At 67.2% G+C, this 20,207-nt stretch carries 21 protein-coding genes; 17 read left to right on the forward strand and 4 right to left on the reverse strand.

The window, feature by feature from the left end:
• Nucleotides 1–19: 19 nt before the first annotated feature.
• Nucleotides 20–1,051 carry an alpha/beta hydrolase gene (locus tag ACYCAX_RS20420; RefSeq protein ID WP_460248712.1) on the reverse strand — a complete coding sequence of 344 codons (1,032 nt, stop codon included), beginning with the start codon at nucleotides 1,049–1,051 and terminating at the stop codon, nucleotides 20–22.
• Nucleotides 1,052–1,172: 121 nt separating this feature from the next.
• On the opposite strand from ACYCAX_RS20420, the gene aroC reads away from it, so the two are divergent.
• From aroC to ACYCAX_RS20455, 7 genes are all read left to right on the forward strand, one after another.
• Nucleotides 1,173–2,264, forward strand: coding sequence for a chorismate synthase (gene aroC / locus ACYCAX_RS20425; RefSeq protein WP_460248713.1), 1,092 nt, complete (start codon nucleotides 1,173–1,175; stop codon nucleotides 2,262–2,264).
• Nucleotides 2,265–2,319: 55 nt separating this feature from the next.
• On the forward strand, nucleotides 2,320–3,480 hold the full coding sequence (locus ACYCAX_RS20430) for an MFS transporter (protein WP_460248714.1): 1,161 nt from the start codon (nucleotides 2,320–2,322) through the stop codon (nucleotides 3,478–3,480).
• On the forward strand, nucleotides 3,464–4,090 hold the full coding sequence (locus ACYCAX_RS20435) for a methylthioribulose 1-phosphate dehydratase (RefSeq protein ID WP_460248715.1): 627 nt from the start codon (nucleotides 3,464–3,466) through the stop codon (nucleotides 4,088–4,090). The genes ACYCAX_RS20430 and ACYCAX_RS20435 overlap by 17 nt, the downstream gene beginning before the upstream one ends.
• Nucleotides 4,091–4,118: 28 nt before the next feature.
• Nucleotides 4,119–4,664: a 1,2-dihydroxy-3-keto-5-methylthiopentene dioxygenase gene (locus ACYCAX_RS20440; RefSeq protein WP_294976362.1), complete on the forward strand. Its 546-nt coding sequence runs from the start codon at nucleotides 4,119–4,121 to the stop codon at nucleotides 4,662–4,664.
• A 149-nt stretch (nucleotides 4,665–4,813) separates the two neighbouring features.
• Entirely contained in the window at nucleotides 4,814–5,497 is a 684-nt protein-coding gene (mtnC, locus tag ACYCAX_RS20445; protein WP_294976365.1) for an acireductone synthase, read from the forward strand.
• 73 nt (nucleotides 5,498–5,570) lie between these two features.
• On the forward strand, nucleotides 5,571–5,762 hold the full coding sequence (locus ACYCAX_RS20450; RefSeq protein WP_460248716.1) for a PLD nuclease N-terminal domain-containing protein: 192 nt from the start codon (nucleotides 5,571–5,573) through the stop codon (nucleotides 5,760–5,762).
• Between the two features lie 344 nt (nucleotides 5,763–6,106).
• Nucleotides 6,107–6,640, forward strand: a complete 534-nt coding sequence (locus ACYCAX_RS20455; RefSeq protein WP_015476799.1) for a methylated-DNA--[protein]-cysteine S-methyltransferase — start codon at nucleotides 6,107–6,109, stop codon at nucleotides 6,638–6,640.
• Here the strand turns inward: ACYCAX_RS20455 and ACYCAX_RS20460 are convergent.
• On the reverse strand, nucleotides 6,637–7,113 hold the full coding sequence (locus ACYCAX_RS20460) for a methylated-DNA--[protein]-cysteine S-methyltransferase (protein ID WP_294976371.1): 477 nt from the start codon (nucleotides 7,111–7,113) through the stop codon (nucleotides 6,637–6,639). The two genes, ACYCAX_RS20455 and ACYCAX_RS20460, sit on opposite strands and share 4 nt — an antisense overlap.
• A gap of 2 nt (nucleotides 7,114–7,115) precedes the next feature.
• Entirely contained in the window at nucleotides 7,116–8,021 is a 906-nt protein-coding gene (locus ACYCAX_RS20465; protein WP_294976374.1) for a DNA-3-methyladenine glycosylase family protein, read from the reverse strand.
• Nucleotides 8,022–8,205: 184 nt separating this feature from the next.
• Between ACYCAX_RS20465 and speE the strand changes: the two genes are divergently transcribed.
• The 3 genes from speE (at nucleotide 8,206) to ACYCAX_RS20480 (ending at nucleotide 12,510) form a co-directional block, all read left to right on the forward strand.
• Nucleotides 8,206–9,066, forward strand: coding sequence for a polyamine aminopropyltransferase (gene speE / locus ACYCAX_RS20470; protein WP_015476802.1), 861 nt, complete (start codon nucleotides 8,206–8,208; stop codon nucleotides 9,064–9,066).
• A 303-nt stretch (nucleotides 9,067–9,369) separates the two neighbouring features.
• A complete protein-coding gene (locus tag ACYCAX_RS20475; protein WP_294976379.1) occupies nucleotides 9,370–11,445 on the forward strand; it encodes an LTA synthase family protein in 2,076 nt (691 codons plus the stop codon).
• A 279-nt stretch (nucleotides 11,446–11,724) separates the two neighbouring features.
• A complete protein-coding gene (locus ACYCAX_RS20480; RefSeq protein WP_015476804.1) occupies nucleotides 11,725–12,510 on the forward strand; it encodes a sulfite exporter TauE/SafE family protein in 786 nt (261 codons plus the stop codon).
• Nucleotides 12,511–12,596: 86 nt separating this feature from the next.
• On the opposite strand, the gene ACYCAX_RS20485 is transcribed toward ACYCAX_RS20480, so the two are convergent.
• Entirely contained in the window at nucleotides 12,597–13,613 is a 1,017-nt protein-coding gene (locus tag ACYCAX_RS20485; protein ID WP_015476805.1) for an AraC family transcriptional regulator, read from the reverse strand.
• Nucleotides 13,614–13,743: 130 nt separating this feature from the next.
• On the opposite strand from ACYCAX_RS20485, the gene ACYCAX_RS20490 reads away from it, so the two are divergent.
• The 7 genes from ACYCAX_RS20490 to ACYCAX_RS20520 all read left to right on the forward strand — a co-directional run bounded on the left by ACYCAX_RS20490 (nucleotide 13,744) and on the right by ACYCAX_RS20520 (nucleotide 20,055).
• The gene (locus ACYCAX_RS20490) at nucleotides 13,744–15,219 is read left to right on the forward strand and encodes a flavin-containing monooxygenase (protein WP_294976384.1); all 1,476 of its coding nucleotides are present in this window, start codon (nucleotides 13,744–13,746) and stop codon (nucleotides 15,217–15,219) included.
• Entirely contained in the window at nucleotides 15,203–16,150 is a 948-nt protein-coding gene (locus ACYCAX_RS20495) for an alpha/beta hydrolase (RefSeq protein ID WP_294976386.1), read from the forward strand. The genes ACYCAX_RS20490 and ACYCAX_RS20495 overlap by 17 nt, the downstream gene beginning before the upstream one ends.
• Nucleotides 16,147–16,908 carry an SDR family oxidoreductase gene (locus ACYCAX_RS20500; protein WP_015476808.1) on the forward strand — a complete coding sequence of 254 codons (762 nt, stop codon included), beginning with the start codon at nucleotides 16,147–16,149 and terminating at the stop codon, nucleotides 16,906–16,908. Before ACYCAX_RS20495 ends, ACYCAX_RS20500 begins: the two co-directional genes overlap by 4 nt.
• A gap of 33 nt (nucleotides 16,909–16,941) precedes the next feature.
• Entirely contained in the window at nucleotides 16,942–17,616 is a 675-nt protein-coding gene (locus ACYCAX_RS20505; RefSeq protein ID WP_015476809.1) for a hypothetical protein, read from the forward strand.
• 102 nt (nucleotides 17,617–17,718) lie between these two features.
• Nucleotides 17,719–18,627 carry a DMT family transporter gene (locus ACYCAX_RS20510; RefSeq protein WP_294976390.1) on the forward strand — a complete coding sequence of 303 codons (909 nt, stop codon included), beginning with the start codon at nucleotides 17,719–17,721 and terminating at the stop codon, nucleotides 18,625–18,627.
• Nucleotides 18,628–18,855: 228 nt separating this feature from the next.
• Nucleotides 18,856–19,197, forward strand: a complete 342-nt coding sequence (locus ACYCAX_RS20515) for a ribonuclease E inhibitor RraB (protein ID WP_015476811.1) — start codon at nucleotides 18,856–18,858, stop codon at nucleotides 19,195–19,197.
• Between the two features lie 153 nt (nucleotides 19,198–19,350).
• Nucleotides 19,351–20,055: a type 1 glutamine amidotransferase gene (locus ACYCAX_RS20520; RefSeq protein ID WP_460248717.1), complete on the forward strand. Its 705-nt coding sequence runs from the start codon at nucleotides 19,351–19,353 to the stop codon at nucleotides 20,053–20,055.
• Nucleotides 20,056–20,207: the final 152 nt, after the last annotated feature.

Genomic DNA, 20,207 nt, shown 5'->3' on the forward strand with positions numbered 1-20,207 from the left:
ACCGGGGCTGTCCCGAGGGTTATCGACGGGGCGCGGCGTTTCTTGAGGCGTCCGCTCCAGATAACGCCAGGGTGGCGTTGGGCAGGGTGCGGGCGGTCTTCACGAAGGCGACGATGCGCTGCACCAGCTCCCGCGCCAGGGGCAGGTTGGGGTTGTTGTAGGAGGCCAACTGTTGTGGGCCGCTGGCCGGGACGATGCGCAGGATGTGGTTCATGCCGTCGATCAGGTATAGCTGGCTGTCGGGCTTGGCCTGCTTGAGCGCCAGCGCGTCTTCCTCGCTGACCTGGATGTCGTGGCGGCCCTGGAGGATCAGGGTCGGCATCTTCAATGCGGCGAAGGCCCGGGCGGGGCGCTGGCGGAACAGCGAGATCAGGTAGGGCTGCACACTGGGGCGGAACAGTACGAGCAGCGGCTGCGGTACGCGGGACTGGAGCTGGCCGGCGTTGAGGCCGTCGATCAAGCGGTCGGCTTCGGCCTGCAGGGGCGGCGGCAGGCGGCCTTGCAACTGCTCGCGCAGCACCTCGCCGATGGGGCGGGCGCTGCCGGAGATCGATACCAGCTCGTCGGCGTGGGATGCCGGGGCCGCCAGGCTGGCGATCAGCGCACCCTCGCTGTGGCCGATCAGCACCTGGCGGCCGAAGCGCGGGTCGCGCGCCAGCTTGTCGCTCCAGGCAACCACGTCGGCGACGTAGCCTTCGACGCTGAGTTCCTCCTCCCGAGGCGCCGCCGGCAGGCTGCGGGCCACGCCGCGCTTGTCGTAGCGCACACTGGCGATGCCGTTCTCGGCCAGCGCCTCGGCCAGCTTGCGCAGGTAGGCGTTCTGCCCGCCCTCGGGATTGTTGCCGTCGCGGTCGGTGGGGCCGGAGCCGGCGATCAGCAGGGCGACCGGCGGCGGGGTCGCGCTCTGCGGCAGCAGCAGGGTGCCGCGCAGCACGCCGTGGCCGCTGTCCAGGTCGTAGGGGCGTTGCAGGATGCTGCTGGGAGCGGCTTGCGCGGTCGAGCCGAGCAGGCCGGCGAACAGGCAGAGACAGAGGAGGGCGAGACGGCGCATCGAAGACTTCAGGCGGGGGTGATGGCGCTTTGACTCTCCCTGTCGCGGAAGGTTCGCAGGGCGGATTGACGCAGGTATACTGCTCGGCCTTTTCGATCCCCTGTCTTCCGCGGAGCCTCGCATGTCCGGCAACACCTACGGCAAGCTGTTCACCGTCACCACCGCTGGCGAAAGCCACGGCCCGGCGCTGGTCGCCATCGTCGACGGCTGCCCGCCCGGCCTGGAGATTTCCCTGGAAGACCTGCAGCGCGACCTGGATCGCCGCAAGCCCGGCACCAGCCGCCACACCACCCAGCGCCAGGAAGCCGACGAGGTGGAAATCCTCTCCGGCGTGTTCGAGGGCAAGACCACCGGCACCCCGATCGGCCTGCTGATCCGCAACACCGACCAGAAGTCCAAGGACTACTCGGCGATCAAGGATCTGTTCCGCCCGGCCCACGCCGATTACACCTACCACCACAAGTACGGCATCCGCGATTACCGTGGCGGCGGCCGCTCCTCGGCACGCGAGACCGCCATGCGCGTGGCCGCCGGCGCCATCGCCAAGAAGGTGCTGGCGGGCATGGGCATCAGCGTGCGCGGCTACATGAGCCAGCTCGGTCCGATCGAAATCCCGTTCAAGACCTGGGACAGTGTCGAAGACAACGCCTTCTTCAGCCCCGACCCGGACAAGGTGCCGGAGCTGGAGGCCTACATGGACCAGCTGCGCCGCGACCAGGACTCGGTCGGCGCGAAGATCACCGTGGTCGCCGAAGGCGTACCGCCGGGCCTGGGCGAGCCGATCTTCGACCGCCTGGACGCCGAACTGGCCCATGCGCTGATGAGCATCAACGCGGTGAAGGGCGTGGAAATCGGCTCCGGCTTCGCCAGCGTCGCCCAGCGCGGCACCGAGCACCGCGACGAGCTGACCCCCGAAGGCTTCCTGTCGAACAATGCCGGCGGCATTCTCGGCGGCATTTCCTCCGGCCAGCCGATCATCGCCCACCTGGCACTCAAGCCGACCTCCAGCATCACCACCCCCGGCCGTTCCATCGACGTGAACGGCAATCCGGTGGACGTCATCACCAAGGGCCGCCATGACCCGTGCGTGGGCATCCGCGCGACCCCCATCGCCGAGGCGATGATGGCCATCGTGCTGCTCGACCACCTGTTGCGCCACCGCGCGCAGAACGCCGACGTGAAGGTCGGCACTCCGGTCCTCGGTCAGCTCTGATCGACCTGAACCTTCCGCGAGCCAACCGGTTCGCGGAAGGTTCGTCGCGCCGCCGATGACGCAGGTCCCTTACTGGCGACTGTCCAGTTTCTACTTCTTCTACTTCTGCCTGCTGGGCGGGACGGCGCCGTTCCTCGCGCTGTATTTCCATCACCTGGGCTTTTCCAGCGCGCGCATCGGCGAGCTGGTCGCCATCCCCATGCTGATGCGCTGCGTGGCGCCGAACCTGTGGGGCTGGCTGGGCGACCGCAGCGGCCAGCGGCTGGCCATCGTGCGCTTTGGCGCGGTGTGCACGGCGCTGTGCTTCGCCGGCATCTTCCTCGACCACAGCTACGCCTGGCTGGCGCTGGTGATGGCCGGGCATGCGTTCTTCTGGCACGCGGTGCTGCCGCAGTTCGAGGTGATCACCCTGGCGCACCTGAGCGGGCGTACCGAGAGCTACAGCCGCATCCGCCTGTGGGGCTCCATCGGCTTCATCTGCACCGTGGTCGGCCTGGGCTGGCTGTTCGAGCGCGCCAGCCTGGACAGCTACCCGCTGGCGCTGCTGGCGATCATGCTCGGCATCGTCGGCGCCAGCTGGTGGGTGCCCAATGCCCAGCCGCCGGCGCGTCATGACGAAGCCGATGCCGGTGGTTTCCTCAAGCAACTGCTCAGCCCCGGCGTGCTGGCGTTCTACCTGTGCGTGTGCCTGATGCAGCTGTCCCACGGCCCGTACTACACCTTCCTGACCCTGCACCTCGAGGCGCTGGGCTACGCCCGTGGACTGATCGGCCAGCTCTGGGCGCTGGGCGTGGTGGCCGAGGTGCTGCTGTTCCTGGTCATGCCGCGCCTGCTCCAGCGTTTTTCCCTGCGCCAGGTACTGGCGGCGAGCTTCCTGCTGGCGGCCTTGCGCTGGTTGCTGCTGGGCACGCTGGCCGGGCACTTGCCGGTGCTGCTGTTCGCCCAGTTGCTGCACGCGGCGACCTTCGGCAGCTTCCATGCCGCCGCCATTCATTTCGTCCAGCGCAGCTTCCAGGCGCGCCAGCAGGGCCAGGGCCAGGCGCTCTATGCTGCGCTGGCGGGGACCGGCGGCGCACTGGGCGCGCTTTACTCCGGCTACAGCTGGGGTAGCCTTGGTCCGGCCTGGACCTTCTCCATCGCCAGCATCGCCGCGCTGGCCGCCGCCTTCATCATCTGGACCCGTCTGAACGAGGACCCGCATGAACGACACCCGTGAACAGCTGACCCGGCAGATCATCGACGCCGGCCGCTTCCTCTATGGCCGCGGCTGGTCGCCGGCCACCAGCAGCAACTACTCGGCGCGCCTGGCGGCCGACCGCGCGCTGCTCACCGTCTCGGGCAAGCACAAGGGCCAACTCGGCGAGGACGATGTGCTGGAAACCGACCTGGCCGGCAACAGCCTGGAAGCGAGCAAGAAACCCTCGGCGGAAACCCTGCTGCACACCCAGCTCTACGCCTGGCGCGCGGAGATCGGTGCGGTGCTGCACACCCATTCGGTCAATGCCACGGTGCTGTCGCGTCTGACCGTGGGCGACCGCCTGGAGCTGGAAGACTACGAGTTGCAGAAGGCCTTCGCCGGCGTCACCACCCATGAAGGCCGTGTCACCGTGCCGATCTTCGACAACGACCAGGACATCGCCCGCCTGGCGGCCAAGGTGCAGCCCTGGCTCGATGCGCATCCGGACTGTCCCGGTTACCTGATCCGTGGCCACGGCCTGTACACTTGGGGACCGCGCATGAGCGACGCGCTGCGTCAGGTGGAGGCCTTCGAGTTCCTCTTCGAGTGCGAGCTGAAGGTGCTGAGCCTCCGTGGCGTCGCGCAGTGAATAACCCTGAGAATCGAGTAGCCCGACCATGAGCAGCCTGACCGTCTACCACGAATCGAGCCCCGAGCAGCCGCTGAAGCTGCTGACTCATGCCGAGGACATCGCCTCGACCCTGGGAGAACTGGGCGTGCGCTTCCAGCGTTGGGCGGCCAACGCCCCGATCGTCCCCGGCGCCAGCCAGGAGGAAGTGATCGCCGCCTACCAGCACGAGATTCGTCGTCTGCAGGAAGAGGAGGGCTATGTCACCGTGGACGTGGTCAGCCTCACCGCTGACCATCCGCAAAAGGATGAGCTGCGCGCCAAGTTCCTCGACGAGCACCGCCACGGCGAGGACGAAGTGCGCTTCTTCGTCGCTGGCCGCGGGCTGTTCACCCTGCACATCGAGGATCACGTCTACGCCGTGCAGTGCGAGAAGAACGACCTGATCTCGGTACCCGCCGGTACCCGCCACTGGTTCGACATGGGCGAGCGCCCGCACTTCGTGGCCATCCGCCTGTTCAACAATGCCGAGGGCTGGGTCGCCAGGTTCACCGGCGACGAGATCGCCAAGCGGTTTCCGTTGCTGGAAGACTGACAGCGCAGCAGTCGCCGCGCCGCACAGCGCTCTTCGTAGGAGCGAGCTTGCTCGCGAACAGATTCCTCAGCGGGGTTCGTTCGCGAGCAAGCTCGCTCCTACATGGTCACACCGTCCGCTTGCCGCAGCAGCGGGCCCCTGGAGTTCCCATGCCGATCAAAGCCATCCTCACCGACATCGAAGGCACCACCAGCGCGGTCAGCTTCGTCTTCGACGTACTCTTCCCCTATGCCGCCGCGCACCTGCCGGACTACGTGCGCGAGCATGCCGCCGAGCCGGCCGTGGCCGAGCAACTGGTTGCCGTGCGCGCCGACAGCGGCGAGGCGAGCGCCGACACCGAACGCTGCATCGACATCCTCCTCGGCTGGATCGCCGAAGACCGCAAGGCCACGCCGCTCAAGGCATTGCAGGGCATGGTCTGGGAGCAGGGCTACCGTGCCGGCCAGCTCAAGGGCCATGTCTACCCGGACGCCGTCGATGCGCTGCGCCACTGGCACGCCGAGGGCTACCGGCTGTACGTCTATTCCTCCGGCTCGATCCAGGCACAGAGGCTGATCTTCGGCTGCTCCGAGGCCGGCGACCTGACGCCGCTGTTCTCCGGCTACTTCGACACCACCAGCGGGCCCAAGCGCGAGGCCGAGTCCTACCGTCGCATCGCCGCCGCCATCGGCCTGCCGGGCGAGGAAATCCTCTTCCTTTCCGACGTGGTTCAGGAGCTGGACGCCGCGCAGCAGGCCGGCCTGCAGACCATCGGCCTGGCGCGCGAGGGTGGGGTGCTGGAGGGGCACGACAGCGTAGCCAGCTTCGCGGTGATCGATCCGACGCGAGGCTGAATCGCCACCTGTGCCGCCACGAACAGGACGGTTATGCTTGGCGCGCCAATTTTCGTAGAGAGGGAACTTCGCTATGGGCTCAACCCTGAATGGTCTGATCAGCCTGATCATCTTCGCCCTGGATATCTGGGCCATCATCAACGTGGCAAGGAGCGGTGCCGACATACCGAAGAAGATCATCTGGATCCTGGTGGTCGCCGTCCTGCCGGTGCTGGGGTTGATCATCTGGGCCGTCGCCGGGCCGCGCAGCAAGGCGCAGGGCTGAATCCCATCCGCCGATGCCTCGGATGGCCGCCCCTGAGCCGCTTCTCGCCGGAGGGTGTGGAGCGAAGGGATACCCATCACGGCGGATGATGCTGCGCATTGGGTTGTGCGCCGGCTGCTTTTCGTAGGGCCGAGGGGCGCCTACAGGTGTTCATCCTGCAGCGTGGGTGCAATGGCTGGTCTTCGCCCCACTCGACGACAGCCCCGCGAGTGTAGCCGGCAGGCAGCCCGGTTCGAAGATCGACGCCAACCCCAATCCCCGCTGTTCACTGCAAGCCCATCACCGAGGTGGAGCTGGCTGCCGGAAGGCTTGCGGAATCAGGTCCGGCGACGGACACTCGACCGATGCATTACTGCCTGATCGAAACAGACCTCGGCTGGTTCGGGCTCGCCTGGAGCTCGCAGGGGATCGTGCGTACCTGTCTGCCGGGGGAGCCGGTGCACAGCCTGCGCGCCCGGCTCGACACGCTCGGAACCGAAACCGCCCATTGGCCGGTGTTCATCGATGAGGCGCGGGCGTCGATCCTCGGCTATGCGCGGGGCGAGTCGGTGTCGTTCGACGGCCTGCCGCTGGATCTGTCGGCGGTCAGCGCGTTCCACCGCCGCGTGTATGACGACATCCTGCAGCTCGCTCGGGGCGAGACGACGACCTATGGCGAGATTGCCCGGCGCCTGGGCGATGTCGGCTTGTCCCGCGCGGTGGGACAGGCGATGGGCAGCAATCCGATCCCGCTGATCATTCCCTGCCACCGTGTGCTCGCCAGCGGTGGCAAGACCGGCGGTTTTTCCGCGCCCGGCGGGCGCGATTCGAAGCTGCGCATGCTGGCGCTGGAAGGCGTCGAGAACCCGCAGGCCGCGCAAACCGCCTTCGATTTCTAGTCCCGGCCGATGGCGCCTTCCAGGCGCAGCAGCAGTTCCTTGCGCGGCAAGCCGCCGGCGTAGCCGGTGAGGCTGCCGTCGCGGCCGAGTACCCGGTGGCAGGGCACGATGATGCTGATCGGGTTGGCGCCATTGGCCGCCCCCACAGCGCGGATCGCCTTGGGCCGGCCGATACGCCGGGCCAGTTCGGCGTAATAGGTGGTGTAACCGTAGGGAATCTCCAGCAGCGCCTGCCAGACCTGGCGCTGGAACTCGGTACCGCCGGTGTTCAGGCGTACCTCGAAGCGCTGGCGCTTGCCGGCGAAGTACTCATCCAGCTGGCGCGCCACGTCGTCCAGCAGAGGGCTTCCCTCGCGCCAGTCCGGCTCCGGGTAGTACCGCGTTTCCAGATCCATGTAGAGCATTTTCAGGCCGCCTTCGTCGCCGGCCAGCAGCAGGCGGCCGGTGGGGCTGTCGTGGTAACGGTAGTGCATGGTCATCCTCCGGTGCGGCCGCCCTGGGAGTAGGCGTGCCACAGATAGACGGCGGCGTAGGCGCGCCAGGGCCTCCAGGCTTCGGCGCGGCGCTGCAGGTCGCGGGCGGCGATACCGTCGGCGCCCCAGACCGGCGATTTGAGCAGCCCCAGATCGGCGGTGGGGAAGGCGTCCGGATCGCCGAAGGCGCGCAGGGCGACGTATTCGGCGGTCCAGGGGCCGATGCCGGGGAGGGCGCAGAGGCGCTTCACCAGGTCGTCGGCGCCATCGTCCACATGCAGGGCCAGGGCGCCGCTGGCGCAGGCGGCGGCGAAGCGTTGCAGGGTTTCCACGCGCTTGCCGGGCATGCCGATGCCGGCGAGGTCGGCGCCGGCCAGGGCTTGCGGGGTGGGGAACAGGCGGGTGGGCTGACCGGGGACGTCGCCCGGCAGCGGCTCGCCCAGGCGTTGCACCAGCCGGCCGACGATGGTCACCGCGGCTTTCACCGTGACCTGTTGGCCGACGATGGCGCGCACCGCCTGTTCGAACGGATCGAACGCCGTGGGCAAGCGCAGCCCCGGCGCGTGCCGGATGAGCGGGCCGAGCAGCGGGTCGTTGCCCAGGTGACCGGCGATGTGGGCGGGGTCGCTGTCCAGGTCGAACATCTTGCGCACCCGCGCCGTCAGCGTTTCCGCGTGGTTGGCTGGAAGGTGCAGCTCCAGCTCCAGTTCCGCCGAATCGTCCAGCGGCGCGACGCTGAACCAGCCACGGTCCTCGCCCAGCCGCACGCTGCGTGCGTAGCGCCGGGGCGACAGGCATTCGACGCCGGCCAGGCTGCGCAGGGCGAAGTGTTCGTGGAACTGTTGCCAGTCCCAGGGCGCCCGGTAGGACAGGCGAAGGCGCTGGGGTGTGTGCGATGTGGTTTTCATGGGGTGACCTTACCTGTTGCCGGCGGGGCTGTCCTCCCGGCGCTGACTTTCAAACGCCCGTCCATGAGGGCGCCGGGCGACGACGGGGTTCGACCTGTCATCGTCGGGCACGTAGAATGCGCGCCTCTTTCGGGGCGGCGCGGCCGTCCCCTCCTATTGTCTTGTCCCGACGGGAGCCCAGCCCATGCACGATTACCAGGAAACCCTCTACGACGGCTATGGCCAGCGTTTCAGTGTCGACAGGATGCTCCACGAGGTGCGCACCGAGCACCAGCACCTGGTGATCTTCGAGAATGCCCGGATGGGCCGGGTGATGGCGCTGGACGGTGTGATCCAGACCACCGAGGCCGACGAGTTCATCTACCACGAGATGCTCACGCATGTGCCGATCCTCGCCCACGGCGCGGCCAGACGCGTGCTGATCATCGGCGGCGGTGACGGCGGCATGCTGCGCGAAGTGTCCAAGCACGCCAGCGTCGAGCACATCACGATGGTCGAGATCGACGGCACCGTGGTCGACATGTGCAAGGAGTTCCTGCCGAACCATTCCCAGGGCGCCTTCGACGACCCGCGCCTGAACCTGGTGATCGACGACGGCATGCGCTTCGTCGCCACCACCTCCTCGAAGTTCGACGTGATCATTTCCGACTCCACCGACCCGATCGGCCCGGGCGAGGTGCTGTTCTCGGAAAACTTCTACCAGGCCTGTCATCGCTGCCTGAACGAAGGCGGCGTACTGGTGACCCAGAACGGCACGCCCTTCATGCAGTTGGACACCGTGCGCAACACTGCCGGTCGGATGAACGGCCTGTTCGCCGACTGGCACTTCTACCAGGCGGCCGTGCCGACCTACATCGGCGGCGCGATGACCTTCGCCTGGGGCTCGACCAACCCGGCCCTGCGCCATGTCGAGGCCGCTACCCTGCAACAGCGCTTCGCCGCCAGCGGCATCCAGACCCGCTACTACAACCCGGCCATCCACCAGGGCGCCTTCGCCCTGCCGCAGTACGTGCTGCAGGCCATCGGCAAGCCGGCCAACGACTGACGCCGGCCACGGCGCCGTTCCCGCACAGGGGCGGCGCCACGCATGGCGGCGGCCGGGGCATGACAGTTTCTTCACCCGTCGCCTGGCAGGGTACCCGCCGTCCGGCGGTCGCTGCGCTGCCGCCAGGGGCTCGTATCATCCCGAAACGATTGCCCGACTCGGCATAATGTCGACTTAAGCGGCGCCGAATAAAATGCGCCGCCGCTGCTTTTGCGATGTAATGCCGCAGCTTTTTCGCGCTCACGCAGGGCCCCGCACGGGCGGCGCGCCTTTGAACCCACACGTTCACAACGGAACCTAGAAATGGGCCAACCAGAAGTCCTGACCAATCGCCAGAACGGTGCGAGCCTCACACGGCCCACCGTCTCCAGTCATCTGGCGTTCACCGCGCTCAGCGTCCTTGCGCTGATGGTGATGTTCTCCCTGTTACGTCTTGCGCTGTTCATCTATAACCGCGAACTGGTCGGCAGCACGCCGGCCTCCACCTTCGTCGAGGCCTTCATCACCGGTCTGCGTTTCGATATCCGCGTGGTGGTCTACATCGTCGCTCCGCTTGTCTTCGCCATCGCCAGCGCCCGCGCGATGGGCTGGCGCTGGCTGTGGAAGGCCTGGCTGACCGTGACGGCGAGCCTGACGCTGTTCCTTGGCGTGCTGGAGATGGACTTCTACCGTGAGTTTCACCAGCGCCTGAACAGCCTGGTGTTCCAGTACATGTCCGAAGACCCCAGGACGGTCATGAGCATGATCTGGTACGGCTACCCGGTGGTCCGCTACCTGCTGGCCTGGGCCTTCGCCACCTGGCTGCTGTACATGCTGTTCCGCGGCATCGACCGCGCGACCCGTCCGGAGACCTCCGGTCCGGCCGTCGCCGCCTGGTACATCCGCGTGGCGGTGATGCTGGTGGTCGTGGTCCTCTGCGTGCTCGCCGCCCGTGGCACCCTGCGCCAGGGTCCGCCGCTACGCTGGGGCGATGCCTTCACCACCGACTCGATGTTTGCCAACCAGTTGGGCCTGAACGGCACGATGACGCTGGTCAAGGCCGCCGAGGACCGCTTCGGCGAGGACCGCGCGAACATCTGGAAGTCCAGCCTGCCGGACGACCAGGCCCGCGAGACCGTGCGCAAGATGCTGCTGACGCCCAACGACAAGCTGGTCGACGCCGACGATGCCGCTATCCGCCGCGATTTCACCCCGCCGGCCGATGGCACCCTGCCGGTGAAGAACGTGGTGGTGATCCTGCTGGAAAGCTTCGCCGGCCACTTCGTCGGCGCGCTGGGCGGGGAGGGCAACATCACCCCGTACTTCGACAAGCTGTCGAAGGAAGGCCTGCTGTTCACCCAGTTCTTCTCCAACGGCACCCACACCCACCAGGGCATGTTCGCCACGATGGCGTGCTTCCCCAACCTGCCGGGCTTCGAGTACCTGATGCAGACGCCCGAGGGCGGCCACAAGTTCTCCGGCCTGCCGCAGCTGCTGTCGGCGCGCCACTTCGAGGACACCTACGTCTACAACGGCGATTTCGCCTGGGACAACCAGTCCGGCTTCTTCGCCAACCAGGGCATGACCAGCTTCATCGGCCGCAACGACTTCGTGAACCCGGTGTTCTCCGACCCGACCTGGGGTGTGTCCGACCAGGACATGTTCGCCCGCGGCAACGAGGAACTGGACAAGCTCGAAGCCACCGGCAAGCCGTTCTACGCCCTGCTGCAGAGCCTGTCGAACCACGTGCCCTACGCACTGCCCAAGGACCTGCCGGTGGAGCGCGTGACCGGTCATGGCAGCCTCGACGAGCACCTGACGGCCATGCGTTACTCCGACTGGGCGCTGGGCCAGTTCTTCGAGAAGGCGAAGAAGTCGCCTTACTACAAGGACACCCTGTTCATCGTCGTGGGCGACCACGGCTTCGGCGCGCCGGAACAGCTGACCGAAATGGACCTGTTCCGCTTCAACGTGCCGCTGCTGATGATCGCTCCGGGCATCCAGGAGAAGTTCGGCACCACCCGTGACACCGTCGGCACCCAGATCGACATCGTGCCGACCATCATGGGCCGCCTGGGCGGTGAAGTGCGCCACCAGTGCTGGGGCCGCGACCTGCTGAACCTGCCTGAAGGCGACAAGGGCGTCGGCGTGATCAAGCCCTCCGGCAGTGAGCAGGTGGTGGCGATAATCGACGGCAACCGCATCCTGATCAAACCCAAGGAAGGCGACATCCGCGTCTACGACTACAAGGTCGGCAAGGACTTCGGCGTGACCCGCGTGGAGAACGCGCCGGACCGGGAAGACCTGCGCGTGCGCCTGGAGTCCTTCATCCAGACCGCGACCAAGAGCCTGCTGGACAACACCGCCGGCGTGGTGGACGGCAAGCCCGACGCGAAGTGATCGCCGGGTGAGTGAAGAAGGGGCCTTCGGGCCCCTTTTTTTCGCCTGTTTTCGTGGGGCTGGCCGGTGCGCGAACAGTCATTCGGCGAGGTTCGCCAGTCAGCCCGTTCCTACGGGGAAAGTGCCGCGCCAGACGCTGGGGAGGGGTATTTTCCTGCCGAATAATCCGTAGAAACCAGTTATAAAGTAAGACCACATCGGTCTAATGGATTATAAGAAAAGTCGTTATCCTGCCGCCCACACCACGAGGTGATCAGTTTCGCCAGTCAGGACGCGTAGATGGATGTTGGCAATATCGGTTTCGTAATCGCGGGTCTTGTCGTTGGCTTCATCGTCGGTATGACCGGCGTTGGCGGCGGCTCGCTGATGACCCCCATCCTGCTCTGGTTCGGCATCAACCCCGCCGCGGCGGTGGGTACCGACCTGCTGTATGCCGCCATCACCAAGTCCGGCGGTGTCCTGGTCCATCGCAAGAACGACAACATCGACTGGCGCATCACCGGCTGGCTCGCGCTGGGCAGCGTGCCGGCGGCAGCGATTACCCTGCTGTTCCTGCACAACCTGCATGCCGATACCGCGGCGATGAACAGCATCATCAAGCATGCCCTGGGCATCGTCCTGCTGCTCACCGCGCTGGCCGTGCTGTTCAAGAAGCAGGTACTGGCCTTCGCCCAGCGCCATGCCGGCGACAGCTTCCACTTCAGTGGCCCGAAGCTGAACAGCCTGACCGTCGTCACCGGTGCCGTCCTCGGCGCCATGGTCGCGCTGACCTCCATTGGCGCCGGCGCACTGGGCACCGTGGCGCTGTTCGTGCTCTATCCCTTCCTCGCCACCCGTCGCCTGGTGGGTACCGAGATCGCCCACGCCGTACCGCTCACCCTGGTTGCCGGCCTCGGCCATGCCAGCATGGGCAACATGGACTGGGGCCTGCTCGGCTACCTGCTGATCGGCTCGCTGCCGGGCATCTACGTTGGCAGCCATCTGGCCGGCCGCATTCCGGACGGCGTGCTGCGTCCGTGCCTGGCGGTGATGCTGGCGTCGATCGGCTACAAGCTGGTCTTCTGAATCCCGTCCACGATCTGCTGCACGTCGGCCTGTAGGGTGCTTGCCGCCTACTACGGCTCTAGCTCGCAAGAGCGTCGACAGATTTGCTAGCCGCGGCGGAAACGCCCCGGCGTAACACCTTTCCAGCGGCGGAAGGCGTGTATGAAGTTCGACACCTCCCCATAGCCGAGCCGCTCGGCAATCTCCTCCAGGCGAATCACGCCCGTGGCCAGCAACTCCTCGGCCAGGGCCTGGCGTACCTCGTCCACCAGCGCGCGGTAGCTGCTGCCCTCGGCCTGCAGGCGACGGCGCAGGGTCCGCGAGGTCATGTGCATGTCCGTGGCCACCTGCTCCATGTCCGGCAGTTGTCCCGGCGTGCTCAGCAAACGGTCGCGAATCTGCCCGGACAGTCCGGTCCGCACCTGGCGGCGGGCGAGCAGGGCGCGGCACTGTTCCTCGCAGCGCCGCGCCACTTCCGGGTTGGCGCCCGGTAGCGGCAGTTCGAGGATGCGGCTGTCGAAGATGATGCGGTTCTCCGCCTGGCCGAACAGCGGGCGTACGCCCAGTTCGTCGATGTAGGGCTGCACATCGCGGGGCGCTTCGCGGCGGAAGCTGACCTGGCGCATGGGTACCGGCTGGTTGGTCAGGTCGCGCTGGATGCGCAGCACACCGCCGCCGTCGCGTTCGATCAGGAAGTCGCGCAGGTCTTCCGGCACGGCGGTGTCGTCCAGCAGCAGGTGCGCCTCGCCGTCGTGCTCCTCCAGGCGCATGCGGTGGAAGGCGTAGGTCAGGTCGAGGTAGCGCAGCCCCAGGCGCGCGGCGCCGAGGAAGGTGGCGCTGCTGAGCAGGGCGAAGCTCCAGATGCCGTAGGTGTTGAGGTGGTAGCGCAGCCCGGCCTTGAGGCCGATGCCGGGGATGTGTCCCAGGTGCCGGGCCAGATTGCGCACCAGGCTCAGCTCCTGCTCCGCGTCCACCTCCGCACCGGGATCGGCGAGCACGTCGATGCCCAGGCCGGTACCACCCAGGCATTGTTCCAGGTTCAGGCCGTGGTCCAGGGCGAACTGCGTCAGCAACTGTACGCTGACGGCGCTGCGGCGGGGCGACCAGGGGGGAGTGGCGGGCATCTCGATCCTCGTCGGATAATGTGACCGAAAGTCACAATTTTATGTCCGACTATGCCATAACCCGAAGGCGAATGAAGCCCTAGGATGTTCCCATCCGCCATCGAGCGGAAACATCACCGGGAGCACAACAATGACAAATACTTCCCCCGGGTCGGCTGCCGTGCGCGTGCTGATCATCGGTGCCGGCTTCGCCGGCCTGGGCCTGGCGATCCGTCTGAAACAGGCGGGCATCGACGACTTCCTGATCCTCGAGAAGGCCGGCGACGTCGGCGGCTGCTGGCGCGAGAACCGCTATCCGGGCGCCGCCTGCGACGTGCCTTCGCACCTGTATTCCTTCTCCTTCGAACCCAAGGCCGACTGGTCGCGCAAGTTCGCGCCGCAGGCGGAAATCCTCGACTACGCCCGGCACTGCGCGGACAAGTACGGCCTGCGCGAACGCATCCGCTTCCACTGCGAGGTCAGCGCGGCGAGCTTCGACGAAGCGGCCGGGGAATGGCGGGTGACCTGCGCCAATGGGGAGGAGCTGCGCGCCCAGTCGCTGGTCTGCGCACTCGGCCAACTGAGCCGTCCGCTGATTCCGCACCTGCCGGGTATCGAGTGCTTCCAGGGCAAGGCCTTCCATTCCGCGCAGTGGGATGACCAGGCGAAGCTGCAAGGCAGCCGCGTGGCGGTGATCGGCACCGGCGCCAGCGCCATCCAGTTCGTGCCGCAGATCGCGCCGAAGGTCGCCGAGCTGCTGCTGTTCCAGCGCAGCGCGGCCTACGTGATTGCCAAGCCGGACCGTCCCTACGCCGCCTGGGAGCGCCGCCTGAAGGCGTGCCTGCCGTGGCTGCAACGCCTGGACCGGGGGCTCAAGTACATCCAGCACGAGTCGCGGGCGCTGGCCTTCAGCGTGTTTCCGCCACTGATGAAGATGATGCGCCTGAGCTTCCATCGCCACCTGCACCGGGGCATTCCCGACGCGGGCCTGCGCGCACGGCTGGAGCCGGACTACCCGCTGGGCTGCAAGCGTATCCTGATCAGCAACGACTATTACCCGGCACTGGCGCGCAGCAATGTGAAGCTGGTCGATACCGGCATCCGCGAAGTCACCGAAGACGCCATCGTCACCCGCGACGGCCAGCGCCATCCGGTGGATACGATCATCTATGGCACCGGTTTCGCCGCCACCGAGTTCCTCGCGCCGATGCGCGTCCAGGGGCTGGGCGGCCGCGAGCTGAACCAGGCCTGGCGGGAGGGCGCGGAAGCCTACAAGGGCATCAGCGTCAGCGGTTTCCCCAACCTGTTCATCCTCTACGGACCGAACACCAACCTGGGGCACAACTCCATCATCTACATGCTGGAAAGCCAGTTCCCCTACGTGCTGGGTTGCCTCCAGCGCATTCAGCGCGAGGGCCTGAAGTACCTGGACGTGAAACCCCAGGTGCAGCAGCGCTTCAACCAGCACCTGCAGCACGAATTGCGCCACACCATCTGGGAACGTGGCTGCAACAGTTGGTACAAGACCGCCAGCGGCCGCAACACCGTCAACTGGCCGGGCTTCACCTTCCGCTACCGCCAACAGACCCGTCAGCCGGAGTTCGCCGACTATGACTGCATCCGTTGAACCCGTGCTGCCGCTGTCGGTTGGTCAGAAGTTCCTGACCGCCGCCCTGCGCGGCCTGCTCAACCTGCTGTTCCGCGGGCTGATGGGGCCGTCGTTGCCGGTGAAGGCGCAGCGCGCCTTGCTGCGCGGGCTGACCGCCGCGACCCTGACGCCCCGTGGCGTGCACCGCGAGCAGACGACCCTGGGCGGGTTGCCCTGCGAGGTCTGGCGGTCCCAAGGGCGCGAGATGAGCGCGGTGATCCTCTACCTGCACGGCGGCGCCTATCTGGTCGGCTCGCCGGCCACCCATCGGGCCATCACCGCCAACCTCGCGCGACGCTGCCAGGCGGAGGTCTGGGCGCTGGATTACCGCCTGGCGCCGGAGCACCCGTTCCCGGCCCAGCGCGACGATGCCGTGGCGGCCTACCGCGCGCTGCTGGACAAGGGCATCCCGGCATCGGCCATTGCCATCGCCGGGGACTCCGCCGGTGGCCACCTGACCCTGCAACTGGCCCTGCAGGCGAAGGCGCTCGGCCTGCCGACACCCGGCGCACTGGTGACCTTCTCGCCGGTGACCGATCTGTCCGCCGAGCACCTGCACGTGCCGGCGGCGGGCGACCCGCTGATCACCCGCGCCTGGATCGACAGCGCCATGCTGATGTTCTGCCCGCCGGGCGTGCCCCGGGCCGATGCGCAGCTGTCGCCGCTACATGCCGATCTGACGGGTTTGCCGCCGTTGCTGATCCAGGTCGGCGAAGATGAACTGCTGCGCAACGACAGCCTGCGCCTTGCCGAGGCGGCGCGGCGGTATGGCATCACGCTGAAGCTGCAGCGCTTTCCGAACTGCTGGCATGTGTTCCAGGCCCACGCCGGAGTGCTGAAGGTGGCTGACCGCGCACTGCAGGACGTCGCCGATTTCGTCGCCCAGCACCTGCAGGGAGTGCGCCGATGAACACCATCCTCATCAGCGGCGCGGCCTCGGGCATCGGTGCCGCCACCGCGCGGCTGTTCCACCGGCGGGGCTGGAAGGTCGGCCTGATCGACCTGAACGCCGAACCGCTGGCGGCGCTCGCCGAAGAACTGGACGGTGCCTGGCAGCGGGCGCTGGACGTGACCGACGCCGAGGCGGTGACGACGGCGCTGCGCGAGTTCGCCGAAGCCAATGGCGAAGGCCTGCGCCTGTTGTTCAACTGCGCGGGGATCCTGCGTTTCGGTCGCTTCGAGGACATCAGCCTGGCCGATCACCAGCGGATCATCGCGATCAACGTGCAGGGCGTACTCAACTGTTGCTACGCCGCGCTGCCGCTGCTCAAGCGCACGCCGGGCGCGCAGGTGCTCAACATGGGCTCGGCGTCGGGGCTGTACGGCGTGCCGCAGATGGCCAGTTACTCCGCCTCCAAGTTCGCCGTGCGCGGCCTGACCGAGGCGCTGGAGCTGGAGTGGCGCGAGCACGGCATCCGGGTTGCCGACCTGATGCCGCCGTTCGTGCGCACGCCGATGGTCGCCAGCCAGACCGTCGAACCACCGGTGCTGCGCCGCCTGGGCGTAACCCTGAACGCCGAGGAGATCGCCGAGGCGGCCTGGCGCCAGGCCCGGAGCAGGGCGGTGCACCGGCCCATCGGTGCATTGTTCCGGGCGATGTACTGGTCCGGCCAGCTGTCGCCACCGGCAATCAATCGCTGGGTGATGGCCTGGCTCAGCCGTGCCTGAGTAGACTGCGTGGGCGGCGAAGGAGGCCGACCCATGCAGGAAACCCATGACGGTGCGTGGCAGCGCGTGCTGCAGGATGTCACCACACCCTTCGACCGGGTCAGTGAGATGGCCTATGGCGTGATCATGACCCTGACCATCATCTCGGTGATCTCCGCCGCCAGCGGCGGGGCGAGTCGGCAGGACCTGATCGTCGCCGCGCTGGGCTGCAACCTGGCCTGGGGCCTGGTGGACGCGCTGATGCTGCTGGTGCGCCTGCGGGTGGAAGGGGCGCACCGGCACGGTCGCCTGCGCGCCTTGCGCGGCACCTCGAACGACACCGACTTTCGCGACGGGCTCGACGACTTCCTGCCGCCCCGGCTGGTGGCGGTCCTGCGGCCGGACGAGGTCTGGCGCCTCCGCCAGCGTCTGATGGCGTCCTCCCTGGGAACCGGCGAGCCGCAGCATGGCGGTGCCGAAGTGTGGCTGGCGGCCCTGCTGATCGTGCTGCTGGTGACGGGCATCACCCTGCCGATGGTCCTGCCGCTCTGGCTGGTGCCGGACGATTTGCTGGCACTGCGCCTGGCCCAGGGTATCGGGGTCGTCATGCTGTTCGTGCTTGGCTGGCTGCTGGCGCGCTGGGCCGGCGACTCGCCCTGGCCGGGAGCGTTGGGCTTCACCGCGCTGGGCGTGGCGATGACCGGGTTGTGCATCGCCCTGGGCGGATAGTGTTTCAGGTTGTTTCGGCCCTTGCGCGGAGTTGAGCCCGCCCGGATGCTGGAGCGTCCCTCCGCTTGCCGGGCCCCCATCACCTGATGCAAGGATGCCGTCATGCCGTTCGCCTTCGCTTGCCTGGCCCTGTCGATGCTGCTCGTCGGGGGCAATATCGCCATCGGCAAGCTGATCCTCGCCGAAGTCCCGATCTACCTGTTCGCCGCCTTGCGTTTCCTCATCGCCAGCCTGGTGCTGCTGCCGGGCATGTTTCTCCGCGATGCCCGCCGGGGGCTCGATCGTCGGGCCTGCGGCGGGCTGTTCCTGCAGGCCTTTTTCGGCTGCTTCCTGTTCAGCCTGTGCATGCTCCACGGCGTACTGCTGACCTCGGCGACCAGCGCCGGAATCATCACCAGCGCCACGCCGAGCGTGATCGCGCTGCTCGCCTGGCTCTGGCTGCGCGAGCGGATCAGCGCGGCGCAACTGCTGGCCATCGTGCTGGCGGTGTCGGGCATCGCGGCGCTGAACCTGCTGGAGCGCCCGGAAACCGGTTCCGGCAGCGTCGCCGGCAACCTGCTGGTGCTCGGCGCGGTGCTGGCCGAAGCACTGTTTGCGGTGTTCTCGCGCCGTCTGTCGCTCAGCGTTCGGCCCTGGGCGATGGCCTTCGGCGTCAACCTTGCCGGACTGCTGCTGTTCCTGCCGCTGGCGGTGCCGCAGGCGCTGGCCTTCGATTGGCGCCTGCCCAGCGCGGCGACCTGGGGCTGGCTGCTGTTCTACGCGCTGAGCGCCAGCGTGCTGTCCTTCCTGCTCTGGTACCGCGGCATCTCGCAGGTTCCGGCCAACATCGCCGGGCTGTTCACCGGCCTGATGCCGGTCAGCTCCGCGCTGGTCGGGGTGCTGCTGCTGGGCGAGCATTTCAGCGTCGGCCATGCGCTGGGCATGCTGCTGGTACTGGCCGCGCTGGGGCTGGGCACGCGTCGCGCCGAGCTGCCGCCTGTCGCCGCCGCCAGGACCGGGACGGCGAAGTAGCGGCAACTCGCCGGTAGAGACGCTACGCTGGAAAGGTAGCCTTTGAAGTCCGTCACGCAATCGTGCCTTCGAGCGTGTTCGGCGGACTTGGCTGCCAGTTGGGGGACGTTGATTGACTTGGCGTTTCCTGTGGCACATAGAGGTGCCCGGAACGCATCCATGCCGCTGGCGGGGGTGCGTTCGTTGGCGGGGAATAAACTCTGAACGTCTCGACAGGAGGTGCGTACCATGGAAAAGCCCCTCTCGGAGGATATCAGCGTCAACGTGTTGCGCCGGATGAAGGAAGGTGGCTTCGATTTCGCTCGCATTCATCCCATCGACTTTTTCGCCATCTTTCCCGATGAACAGAACGCCCGTAAGGCCGCCCGGCAGTTCCGGGGCGAGTCGCTGAGGACCCAGGTCGACGCCCGCGACGACGGCGGCTGGAACCTGCAGATCAGCAAGGTGATGTTCGCGACCCACGCGGCCATCGGCGCTTTCGAGCACGACCTGGAGGAGGTTGTGGCGCCATTGGGAGGTGTTCTGGACGGCTGGGGCGTGACCCAGGAAGTGAGCTCCCTGCGCCCCTGAGCAACCGGCTCCTGTGCCGTCGCCGACGGCTGTGATTGTCTACCCGCAACCGCACACGCGCCGTCACCCACCGTGACGGCGCGGTTTGCGCGCGGGTACGCCGGGGGTTTATGACGCCTCCTCGATGCGGCAGACTGCCGCGCGGAGGTGAACATGACCGATATTCTGATTCTGACCCATGTCGATTTCTGCCCGCCGGGCCACCTGGCCACGGTCCTGGACCGTCTCGGCCTGCCGTTCGAGGTGCGCCGCGCCGACCTCGACGGGTTGCAGGGCTATGACCTGGAGCGGCCGAAGGCGGTCGCCATCATGGGCGGGCCGATGAGTGTCAATGACGACACCTCGTGGCTGCGTACGGAAATCGCGGCGATCCGCCGCTTCATCGAGCGCGACGTGCCGCTGATCGGCCACTGCCTGGGCGGCCAGTTGCTGGCCAAGGCACTGGGGGCGGAGATCCAGCGCATGCCGTACTCCGAGATCGGCTGGCAGCCGATGCGCCGCCTGGAGGCGCAGAGCCCGTGGCTGGCGCATCTGCCCACGGAGTTCCCGATCTACCAGTGGCATGGCGATACCTTCGACCTGCCCGAAGGCGCGACGCACCTGCTCTCCAGCCCCTGGTGCGCGAACCAGGCGTTCAGCTACGGCGAGCGCATCCTCGGCTTGCAGGGGCATCCGGAAATGACCGAGGAGCTGGTCAGCGGCTGGGTGAATGGCTTCCCCGAATACCTCGATGCCAGCCAGCCGAGCCAGGAAGACTCCGACGAGATGCTGGACGGTCTGCCGCAGAAGGTGGCAGCGATGAACCGCGTGGCGGAAGGGCTCTACAATCATTGGCTGAAGTTGGCCGGGTTGGCCTGATCCACCGATGCCGTGATTCGGTATCGCGGACGGAGTCCGCTCCTGCGATGGACCTGCTGCTCCTTTGTAGGAGATTCTATGTCTACCCCGCCGTATCGGCCGCAGGTCGATACGGCTGCTGGGTAGTCATCAGCGCGAAGGATATCCGAGCC

The organism is Pseudomonas sp. MT3, assembly GCF_054720805.1.